The sequence below is a fragment of the Mesorhizobium sp. M4A.F.Ca.ET.022.05.2.1 genome (assembly GCF_003998845.1).
Classification (GTDB): domain Bacteria; phylum Pseudomonadota; class Alphaproteobacteria; order Rhizobiales; family Rhizobiaceae; genus Mesorhizobium.
In genome coordinates this window covers 1-10,147 of sequence record NZ_RZOJ01000215.1, presented here as the reverse complement: position 1 = coordinate 10,147, position 10,147 = coordinate 1, and the positions used below count along the sequence as shown (strand labels likewise).

The 10,147-nt window shown below is 63.2% G+C and carries 10 protein-coding genes and 2 pseudogenes; 8 read left to right on the top strand and 4 right to left on the bottom strand.

Translation table 11 applies throughout. The features are described 5' to 3' along the window. The 5 genes and pseudogenes from EN745_RS21575 to EN745_RS21555 form a co-directional block, all read left to right on the top strand. Nucleotides 1–316, top strand: a pseudogene (locus tag EN745_RS21575) (glucan 1,4-alpha-glucosidase); the annotation flags it as partial. A 33-nt stretch (nucleotides 317–349) separates the two neighbouring features. Further along, nucleotides 350–1,357, top strand: a complete 1,008-nt coding sequence (gnd, locus tag EN745_RS21570; protein ID WP_126057531.1) for a phosphogluconate dehydrogenase (NAD(+)-dependent, decarboxylating) — start codon at nucleotides 350–352, stop codon at nucleotides 1,355–1,357. A gap of 17 nt (nucleotides 1,358–1,374) precedes the next feature. Beyond that, the gene (gene zwf / locus EN745_RS21565; RefSeq protein ID WP_126057530.1) at nucleotides 1,375–2,751 is read left to right on the top strand and encodes a glucose-6-phosphate dehydrogenase; all 1,377 of its coding nucleotides are present in this window, start codon (nucleotides 1,375–1,377) and stop codon (nucleotides 2,749–2,751) included. Nucleotides 2,752–2,769: 18 nt separating this feature from the next. Then, complete coding sequence (locus tag EN745_RS21560; protein WP_126057529.1) at nucleotides 2,770–3,474, top strand: ROK family protein; 705 nt, start codon at nucleotides 2,770–2,772, stop codon at nucleotides 3,472–3,474. Between the two features lie 117 nt (nucleotides 3,475–3,591). Beyond that, complete coding sequence (locus EN745_RS21555; protein ID WP_127422209.1) at nucleotides 3,592–4,050, top strand: MucR family transcriptional regulator; 459 nt, start codon at nucleotides 3,592–3,594, stop codon at nucleotides 4,048–4,050. Between the two features lie 144 nt (nucleotides 4,051–4,194). Here the strand turns inward: EN745_RS21555 and EN745_RS21550 are convergent, their stop codons facing one another. Both EN745_RS21550 and EN745_RS21545 read right to left on the bottom strand, forming a co-directional pair. After that, nucleotides 4,195–4,713 carry an SRPBCC family protein gene (locus tag EN745_RS21550; protein ID WP_210213766.1) on the bottom strand — a complete coding sequence of 173 codons (519 nt, stop codon included), beginning with the start codon at nucleotides 4,711–4,713 and terminating at the stop codon, nucleotides 4,195–4,197. After that, nucleotides 4,691–5,057: pseudogene (locus EN745_RS21545) on the bottom strand (helix-turn-helix domain-containing protein). The gene EN745_RS21550 and the pseudogene EN745_RS21545 overlap by 23 nt, the downstream one beginning before the upstream one ends. A gap of 253 nt (nucleotides 5,058–5,310) precedes the next feature. Between EN745_RS21545 and EN745_RS21540 the strand changes: the two are divergent. Then, nucleotides 5,311–6,411 carry an aminotransferase class I/II-fold pyridoxal phosphate-dependent enzyme gene (locus EN745_RS21540; protein WP_127422208.1) on the top strand — a complete coding sequence of 367 codons (1,101 nt, stop codon included), beginning with the start codon at nucleotides 5,311–5,313 and terminating at the stop codon, nucleotides 6,409–6,411. 159 nt (nucleotides 6,412–6,570) lie between these two features. Next, complete coding sequence (locus tag EN745_RS21535) at nucleotides 6,571–7,809, top strand: MFS transporter (RefSeq protein WP_126057525.1); 1,239 nt, start codon at nucleotides 6,571–6,573, stop codon at nucleotides 7,807–7,809. 40 nt (nucleotides 7,810–7,849) lie between these two features. On the opposite strand, the gene EN745_RS21530 is transcribed toward EN745_RS21535, so the two are convergent. Together EN745_RS21530 and EN745_RS21525 are read right to left on the bottom strand one after the other, a co-directional pair. Beyond that, entirely contained in the window at nucleotides 7,850–8,713 is an 864-nt protein-coding gene (locus EN745_RS21530) for a hypothetical protein (protein WP_127422207.1), read from the bottom strand. 193 nt (nucleotides 8,714–8,906) lie between these two features. After that, on the bottom strand, nucleotides 8,907–9,137 hold the full coding sequence (locus EN745_RS21525; RefSeq protein ID WP_126057523.1) for a hypothetical protein: 231 nt from the start codon (nucleotides 9,135–9,137) through the stop codon (nucleotides 8,907–8,909). A gap of 401 nt (nucleotides 9,138–9,538) precedes the next feature. On the opposite strand from EN745_RS21525, the gene EN745_RS21520 reads away from it, so the two are divergent. Continuing rightward, nucleotides 9,539–10,147: peroxiredoxin-like family protein (locus EN745_RS21520; RefSeq protein ID WP_145992085.1), on the top strand; the 609-nt coding region annotated here is incomplete at its 3' end.

The window sequence follows — 10,147 nt, the reverse complement described above, 5'->3', positions numbered from 1 at the left end:
GCGCTACATCAAGGCAAAGACCACCTCGCCGCGCAGGATATGGCGCTTCAACAACAAGATCCGTTCCATCCCCACCGGCAAGATGCTGCGCGTCGAGCTTGCAGCGCGCGGCGTTGTCCATTGGAGCAGCGACAAATGGCTGACGGTGCGCGACGACAAGACGATCGAAAACGCGTTCGGTGTCCATCTGGTGGATTTGTCCGTTGACCGACTTCCGCCGGGGAGCACGATCGTCTTCACTTTTTTCTGGCCCGACACCAGCCGTTGGGAGAATGTCGACTTCACCGTCTGTATCGAAGGGTCGGATAGCCGCTAGATTTCTTCTTCCTCAAACGACTGGGACAAATCCATGCAGATCGGAATGATGGGACTGGGCAGGATGGGCGCCAACATGGTGCGCCGCTTGATGCGCGACGGCCATGAATGCGTCGTCTATGACATCAACCCGGCAAGCGTCGCCGCTTTGGTCAAGGACGGCGCCGTCGGCACCGCCTCGATGGAAGAATTCGTCGGCAAGCTCGCCAAGCCGCGCAGCGCCTGGCTGATGCTGCCGGCGGCGATCACCGGCAGGATCGCCGACCAGGTGGCGGCATTGATGGAGCCCGGCGACATCATCATCGATGGCGGCAATTCCTACTATCACGACGCCGTTGACCAAGCCGCCGAGCTGGCGGCCAAGGGCATCAACTATGTCGATGTCGGCACCAGCGGCGGCGTCTGGGGCCTGGAGCGCGGCTACTGCCTGATGATCGGCGGTCCGGACGAGGCGGTGCGCCATCTCGATCCGATCTTCGCCACGCTAGCGCCCGGCGCCGACGCCGGGAGCACGCCGGCCAAGGACGCCGGCACCGCGCCCTACGGCTACCTGCATTGCGGGCCGAGCGGCGCCGGCCATTTCGTCAAGATGGTCCACAACGGCATCGAATACGGCGTCATGGCCGCCTACGCCGAAGGCATCAACATCCTGAAGTCGGCCAATGCCGGCAAGCGGGCGCGCACCGCCGACGCCGAGACCAGCCCGCTGGAGAACCCGCAATACTACCAGTTCGACATCGACCTGCCGCAGGTCGCCGAGGTCTGGCGGCACGGCAGCGTCATCGGTTCCTGGCTGCTCGATCTCACCGCCGGCGCGCTGAAGAACGATCCGGCGCTGACGCAGTTCGGCGGGCGCGTTTCGGATTCCGGCGAGGGCCGCTGGACGCTCAAGGCGGCGATCGACACCGGCGTGCCGGCGCCGGTGCTGTCCTCGGCGCTTTTCGACCGTTTCTCCTCGCAAGGCGAATCCGAATTCGCCGACAAGCTGCTCTCCGCCATGCGCTACGCCTTCGGCGGCCATGTCGAGAAGCCAAAGACCTGAGAGCGGGGAAGACATCGATGAGTCAGGAACGGTCCGACACGCTGGTGCTCTTCGGGGCGACCGGCGACCTTGCCCACAAGAAGATATTTCCGGCCCTCTACCAGATGGTCGCCAAGGGGACGCTCACCGAGCCGGTGATCGGTGTCGCCTTCGACCCCTGGGACATCGGCAAACTGCAGGCGCGCGCCCACGACGGCATCGTCAATGCGCTGGGCGGTATAGACGAGACGGTGTTCGCCAAGCTCGCCTCGCTGCTGCGCTATGTCAGCGGCGACTACCGCGACGCCGCGACGTTCGAGAAGCTGAAGACGGCGCTCGGCTCCGCCCAGCGCCCGCTGCACTACATGGCGGTGCCGCCGACCATGTTCGAAACCGTGGTCCAGGGGCTGGAGCAGTCCGGCACCGCGCGTGGCGCGCGGCTGATGGTGGAAAAGCCATTCGGTCACGACCTGCAGTCGGCGCGCTGGCTGAACCGGGTGCTGCACCTGGTGTTCGACGAGCAGTCGATCTTCCGCATCGACCACTATCTCGGCAAGGAAGCGATCCAGAACCTGCTCTATTTCCGCTTCGCCAATGCCTTCCTCGAGCCGATCTGGAACCGCAACTTCGTCGAAAGCGTGCAGATCACCATGGCCGAGGATTTCGGCATCGACGGTCGCGGCAAATTCTATGACGATGTCGGCTGCATCCGCGACGTCATCGAGAACCACCTGCTCAACATCCTGTTGCTGCTCGCCATGGAGCCGCCTGTCGGCCGCTCGGCCGACGACCTGATCGACGAGAAGGTCCAGGTGCTCCGCGCCATCCGCACGCTGACGAAGGACGATGTCGTGCGCGGCCAGTTCGACGGCTATCTGGCGGAGCCGGGTGTGCGCCCGAACTCCCCGGTCGAAACCTTCGCCGCCGTCCGCTTCTTCGTCGACACTTGGCGCTGGCAGGACGTGCCCTTCTTCATCCGCGCCGGCAAGAACATGCCGGTGCATGCCACCGAGGTGATCGTGCGGCTGAAACGGCCGCCGCTCGACGTCTTCGACCCGATCAAGCCGGACGACGCCAACTATGTCCGCTTCCGCATCGACCCGCAGGTGGCGATCTCGATCGGCGCCCAGCGTAAGGTGGCCGGCGACGACATGGTCGGCGAACAGGTGGAACTGACGGCGCTCGATGACAGCAAGGGCGACATGCCGCCCTATGAGCGCCTGATCGGCGACGCCATGAACGGCAACGGCCAGCTGTTCACCCGCCAGGATGCGGCCGAGCTTGCCTGGCGCATCGTCGGCCCTGTGCTTGGCGACACGACGGCGCCGCACATCTACGCGCCGAAGAGCTGGGGACCGGCCGATGCCCTGAACGACTTCGGTCCGCCGAACGGCTGGATCAACCCATCGAAATAGGGGCTGGGAGGCAACGACATGGCCAAGGCGGCAAAGCCGGCGGCGGCGGATGCGGAACAGATCGTGCTGACGATCGACATCGGCGGCTCGCATGTCAAGATCCTGACCAGCGCCGGCGGCGAGATGCGCCGCGCCGAGTCCGGGCCTGGCCTGACGCCGCAGCAGATGATCACCTCGGTGAACACGCTGGCCGAAGGCCTGCCCTATGACCTGATTTCGATGGGCTACCCCGGTCCGGTCGCCCACAACCGGCCTTTCGCCGACCCCGCCAATCTCGGCAAGGGTTGGGCGGGCTACGACTTCGCCGCCGCCTTCGGCAAGCCGGTGAAGGTTATCAACGACGCGCTGATGCAGGCCATCGGCAGCTATGAGGGCGGCCGCATGCTGTTCCTCGGCCTCGGCACCGGCCTCGGCGCCGCGATGATCGTCGACAATGTCGCCCAGCCGATGGAACTCGCCCATCTTCCCTACAGGAAGGGCGGCAGCTTCGAGGACTATGTCGGCGAGCGCGGGCTGGAGAAACGCGGCAAGAGGAAATGGCGCAAATCCGTCTTCGATGTCGTCGACAGGCTTCGCGCCGCCCTGCAGCCGGACTACGTGGTCATCGGCGGCGGCAATGTCGACAAGCTTGATGAAATGCCCGCCGATTCCAGGCGCGGCGACAATACGCGCGCTTTCGAGGGCGGTTTTCGACTGTGGCGCGACAAGGCGCTGATCGTCTGATAGTATTATAGCTCAGTATAGTTGTTCAAAATAACGTGTTTCGTGGCGCGAAGTCATTGCGTTATCCAGATTTGCCGACTAGGAGTCGCGCCATCCCCCTACCGACGGAGACATAAATTGGCCGACGACAGCAACGACGCTCGCAAGGAAATCGACCTGCTCGAGCTTACCGCCCACATCGTTTCCGCCTATGTCGAGAAGAACCGTCTGCCTGCCTCCGGCCTCAGCGACCTCATCGCCAGCGTCAGCGCCTCGATCAGCAGCCTCGGCCAGCCGCCGGCCCCGGTCGCCGCGCCGCTCGTCCCCGCGGTCAACCCCAGGCGCTCGGTGACGCCGGACTACATCATCTGCCTCGAGGACGGCAAGAAATTCAAATCGCTGAAGCGCCACCTCGGCGTCCATTTCGGGCTGACGCCGGAAGCCTATCGCACCAAGTGGGGCCTGCCGGCCGACTACCCGATGGTCGCCCCCAACTATGCCGCCTCGCGCTCCGAGCTGGCGAAGTCGATCGGCCTCGGCCGCAAGGCCGCCGAGCCGGTCAAGGCCAGGGGCAGGAAAGCCAAGGTTTCGGCCTAGAGCGGTTCACCGTTTCACGGAAACGTCGAACCGCTCTATCCTTGTTTTGACGCTATTCCAGCAAAACCGTTTCACACACCTTTCCTGGAATTGCTCTACGGCACGTTGAGACTCCCCTCGAGGCCGGTGACCGCGAGAGCGACTTCATGACCGTCCCACACCCGCGCCCAGCGTGACGAGAAGCTCGTCCAGCTGCTCGAACTGCTCGGGCATACCGCCCTCCATCCCGGCGATGGCCTCGTCGAGAGCTTCCTTCGAGGGATAGAGTTCGTGCAGCACCAGAAGCGTCTTGTCACCTCTTTCCTCGAACGTCACCGTGGTCACGGCACCGTCATCACTTTCCTCATTGGTCCAGACGAGGCGCGAGTTCGGTATCACGTCGATGTACTTGCCGACGAATGCCATTGACTCTGAGGCATCGTGGCCAAATTCGACCCGGTATCTGCCTCCGACACGAACATCCATCTCGCAGGAAAGCAGAGGCACGCCTGCCGACTTCGGCGCCCACCACCGCTTGAACAGCTCGGGTTTGGTCCACGCCTCGTAGACGATGCGGACCGGGCCGTCGAAAATACGCGTAACGACCAGCTCACGCTCGGACTTCCGTTCGACCGTCGTGCGGCTCGTCATGGGGGTGCGCTCACTCTCTTTTCTTACGTCCATCAACCTTCTCCTTCCGTTTTCAGTTCCTCGACGACCTTGTCCAACTCGTCGAAGCGTGCGTCCCAGAGCTGGCGGTACCTCTCGATCCATGCCGCCTCTTCCTCCATCCGGCGCAGGCCGAGCTTGCAGGTCCGAACGCGCCCGACCTTCTTCGTGATGACGAGCCCCGCCTGCTCCAGGACGACGACATGCTTCTTCATACCCGTGAGGGTCATGTGGAACTTTTCGGCAAGCTCCGTGATCGAAGCTTCTGCACTTCCGAGTTGCTCCAGCACGCCGCGCCGGGTCGCGTCGGAGAGCGCGGCGAACGAGGCATCAAGGCGGGCTGTCGTATACTGAACCATTTGGTTCAGTATTAGCGCATGGATCGACGGCTTGCAAGGGGAGGTCGAGCGCGCTGTGTTGCCGACCGCTTCCCCCTCAACCGAACGCTCGCCGCTGCCTTCATTAGTTCACGGTGAATTTCGACGACGCCCGGGACAGGCTCGTGCCTGAGCCAATAGTTTCAACGACTGGAACAGAAGCCTGCCGGCGAATCCGCCTTGGCAGGCTTCATGCTTTTGTGGCTTGGATAGTCCAAGCAGTCTGGGGGGAGCCATGAACTACGCCAGGATGGTGATCGAGAGGGAGGCGCCGGAGGAATACGGCTACGACCGTATCCGCTATAACCTTTCCGAAAGCTCGATTGCCGACCAGAAACTCTCCGACATCGGTCTCACGCTGCCCGATCTCACCCTGTTCTACGGCGAACATCGCGGCGATAAGGAGTTGCGCGCGCTGGTCGCCGCGCAGGACGAGAGCCTTTCTCCCGATGACGTGCTGGTCACCGCGGGTGCCGCGGGCGCGTTGTTCATCATCGCCACATCGCTGCTTTCGGCCAGCGACCATCTGGTGGTCATCAGGCCCAACTACGCCACCAACATTGAGACCCCCCGGGCGATCGGCTGCCCTATCTCCTATGTCGACCTCGACTTCGACGACGGCTTCGCCGTCGATGTCGATCGTCTCGCCGCGGCGATGCGGCCGAACACCCGCCTGATCAGCGTCACCTGCCCGCACAATCCGACCGGCACGATGATGAGTCGTGCCGATCTCGACGCGCTCGTGGCGCTCGCCGAGAGCCGGCAATGCCATCTCCTGGTCGACGAGACCTATCGCGACCTTTCCTACGGCCGGCGCCTGCCGGCGGCCGCATCGCTCAGCCAACGCGCGATCAGCGTCTCGTCGCTCTCCAAGGCCTTCGGCATTCCGGGCATCCGCATCGGCTGGCTGGTCACTCGCGACGCCGCGCTCCAGGAAAGGTTCCTCGCCGCCAAGGAGCAGATCGGCATCTGCGGCAGCGTCATCGACGAAGGCATAGCGCGCGGCATGCTCGAGCGTCGCGATGCGTTCCTCGCAATACTTCTGCCCGAGATGGCCAAGCGGCGCGACATCGTGCAGGCATGGATCGACCACGAGCCGCTGGTCGACTGGGTGCGGCCGCAAGGCGGCGTTGTCGGCTTCCCAAGGCTCAACGTCGATGCCGAATTCGACCTCGATCGCTTCTACACAAGGCTGCTGGAAGACCACGGCACCTATGTCGGCCCCGGCCATTGGTTCGAAATGCCGAAGCGCTTCTTCCGCGTCGGGTTCTGTTGGCCGAAGGAGGCCGACTTGCGCGGTGGGCTGGAGGCCATTTCCGCCGCGCTGAGGGACTGACTTTCCGGTCCGCCTTGCCGCCAGCCGGAAATTTCTTGATCCAGCGCGATTCTGCCACACATCCCGCCGCGAACTTTGCTAGAAGGTCATCTGGCCGGACCAGCGCCCATCGTGGAAGTTGCCCCGCCGGCCTTTTTTCGCAACGGGGCCTTTCTCTCCATGGCACTTGAACAGACTTCGCCGGACCAGCGCTATGCCGCTTTCCGGCACAGACCCTTCCTCAGCTACTGGGTGGCGCGCTTCCTCACCACTTTCGCCACCATGATCGTCTCCGTCGCGGTCGGCTGGCAGGTCTATGATCTGACCCGCGATCCCTTCGACCTCGGCATCGTCGGCATCGTCCAGTTTCTGCCCTCGCTGCTTTTGGTGTTGGTCACCGGCGTCGTCGCCGACCGCTTCGGCCGCCGCCTGATCATGACCTTGTCGTCGCTGATCGAAGCGGGCTGTGCGGTTGCGCTCTTGCTGCTTACGTTGCGCGGCCTCGCCGGCCCGCTGCCCATCTTTGTGGTGCTTGCGATGTTCGGCATAGCGCGCGCCTTCTATGGACCGGCTTCATCCTCGCTGTTCGCCAATCTGGTGCCGCCGGAGGACTTCGCCAACGCGATCGCCTGGAATTCTTCTGCCTGGCAGACAGCAACCATTGTCGGCCCGGTCGCCGGCGGCCTGCTCTACGGGCTTTCGGCGGAGACGGCCTACATCACCGCCGCCGTCCTGATGCTGGTTGCAGCCCTCCTCGTCTTCACCATTCCGAAGCCCGCCCAGCAGACCGCCACCGACAAGCCGACGATGGAAACGCTGTTCGCCGGCTTCCGCTACATCTGGAGCGAGAAGATCGTGCTCGGCGCCATCTCGCTCGATCTGTTTGCCGTGCTCCTGTCGGGCGCCTCGGCGCTGCTGCCGGTCTATGCGCGCGACATTCTCGAACTCGGTCCCTGGGGCCTCGGCCTGCTGCGCTCGGCACCGGGCATCGGCGCCATCTGCGTCGCCGTCTGGCTGGCCGGCCACCCGATCCGCGACCATGCCGGCAAGATCATGCTGGGCTTTGTCGGTCTGTTCGGCGCTGTCACCGTTCTGTTCGGCGTTTCAACCATCACCTGGCTGTCGATCTTGGCCCTCGCCTTGCTCGGCGCCACCGACATGTTCAGCGTCTATATCCGCGAGACACTGATCCAGCTGTGGACGCCGGATGACGTGCGCGGCCGCGTCAATGCGGTGAACCAGGTCTTCGTCGGCGCCTCCAACGAAGTCGGCGAGTTCCGCGCCGGCACCATGGCGGCGCTGATCGGCACCGTGCCCGCCGTGGTGATCGGCGGCATCGGCGCGGTGGCCGTCGCTGGGCTGTGGGCTTGGCTGTTTCCGGCGCTGCGCCGGGTGCGGCATTTGAACAGCCGGAATTGAGCGCCGAATCTATACCGCTGGATCGTCGCACTTCGGCAGGTCAGGGTCGGCGGCTTGTCTCGCTGCCCCAGTTCGGGTTTTGCAGATCTCCGTGCAGGCAATAGCCGAAAGCATAGCACGTGTCGGTAGCGGGCCGGGTTTCCCAGAATGACCAGGCGAGATTCGCGGTCCGCACGACGCGCTCTCGCGCTTGCTCAACGCCCATGCCGAGGATCAGGGAACCGTCCTTGCGCTCGCGCAGCCACTTCTCGATGTCATATCCTAGGTCTTGCGCGTTCTTGAAGCTCAGGCCCATCGTGAGATTGGTTTCCAGTGCGGCGGTGGTCGCATCAGGCCAAAGCGGCGCAAGCGCAAGTTCCGATCTTGTCATCTCGCCATCTCGCAGGACAGCGCAATCCACCCCTATGGCGACGCGTTGCGCCGCCCGCCATCTGGCCATGTCGCTGCGTCCGGTCGGACCGTATATGCTGAGCGTGTCGAGGAAGTCCCGATGGGGGCGGTCCCGATCGAATGCCAGATCACGAAATTCCAGCGCCGCAATCGCTTCGACAAGCGAAACTCCCCTTCGCGCAGCTTCGGTCGCGTCCTGCCAAGCGGCGACAGCATAGTCGCTGCTTATGATATTGCGCTGGTAGAAGTCGGGAAGGCCCTCATCGAGTTTGGCCAGCGGCGTCTCAAGCGCGTCCAAGGCCTCACGCCGGGCGTCATTGCGAACACCATCGAAAACGAATTCAGTCCACGTTACGAAGACTGCCCGGATTGAATGTAGGCGGATGGGAAGGTCTATTTCGCGCCCCAATCCCCAGGGCCCATCGCCAATGCGTGCAATTCCAGGGAAGGCGCGCATGGCCGCTCGCAATGCGACCAGGCGCTCGCTCGCATCGTCGGAGATGTCGGCGAGCATGGCGCGAGGCGAAACATCGTCCGCAAGTCGCTCGCTCCAGAATCTGAGCCGTTCAGATGGGTGCATTGGGTCTCGGGATCGGCTTGCCGGCAAGGGGAAGATAATCTTACAGCATAGTACCTAAGATTGCCTGCACGCGACGTCAGGATGGCGAACCGCCGGACCGGCAGGGAACTCCCAACGGCGCGCTCTGCTAATCCGAAAAGCTCACGCCAACGCCGCGCTGCCGAAAATAGGCCTGCATCAACTTGCGGCCAGAGCGGTTGTTCTGTGCCAGCCTGGCCGGATCGAACACCGCCTGCTTTTTCCCCTCTCGCGTCAACGCTGCCTTGAGTGTCGCGATATGTGCATCGATGTCGGCATTATCCGCTTGGAGTGAGGCGTAGATGTTCTCGGTCGCCTCGGCCACGGTGAGTTCGTTCACAGCTGTCGTCCTTTGATTGATTTGGGCGGGCGCTTAGCACAGATTCGCGGCGCCGCCGAGAGCGACGAGACTGCAGCTTGGGCGCCAAGCTTGCGCCGACAACGGCTGAATAAGCCGTCAGCAGACCTGCAGCCTTCGGCTCCAGACATATATCGGACGGTCAATCTACGGGGCTTAGGCCGGCAACCGGGCTAAAGCGGACACCAGCGCCATCTGGTAAGCGCGGCCCTCCGTAAGAACGCCTTAGCGTCCGCCCACTCCGTGCTATAATTGGACTTTCGACGCCGACCTAACTAAGGCCGACCGCCATTTCAGCATGCCCAAAGACGTATGTGTCGCACATGGGCTCAAGCCACTCGCCCGCACATCCGTCGTGAATCAACCCGGGAGGAGGGATCAGCATGCCAGAACGTCTGAACATAGGCCCGCTGCAACTTGGCGAAACGGCGCCCAATTTCGTGCTCGACGCGATTACCCGCGAGGGCAAGATCGCCATCGACGATTTCCGAGGCGAGAAACCAGTGCTGGTCGGACTGTATAGAGGCTTGCATTGCCCCTTTTGCAGGCGCCATATCGCCATACTTTCGCAGCTCACCCCAGCCCTCAATGCGAAGGGCATCGATAGCCTGACGGTGGTAAACACACCTGTCGAGCGGGCGCGCCTTTATCTCCGCTACCATCCGATGCTAGGCCTACTCGCGGCATCCGATCCGGAGCGGACTTCACACCGCGCCTTTGGGTTGCCGAATATGCAAATCACCGAAGACGAGAGCGCATGGCCGCAAAAGGTTTCGATGAGCGATGTGAAGTCGATACGGGTCGAATTGCCGGACGAGATGCCGGAACCGATGGACCCGTTTGCGGCGCTCGAATATCTGAACAAGAAAGACGGCTACGATATCACTGAAGCGGACCAACAGATGATGGCAACCGGCATAGGGCAGCTCGTCGGCCAGTTCCTGCTGGACCGCGATGGCGTCGTTCGCTGGGCCTCCAACGAGGTCCTCGAT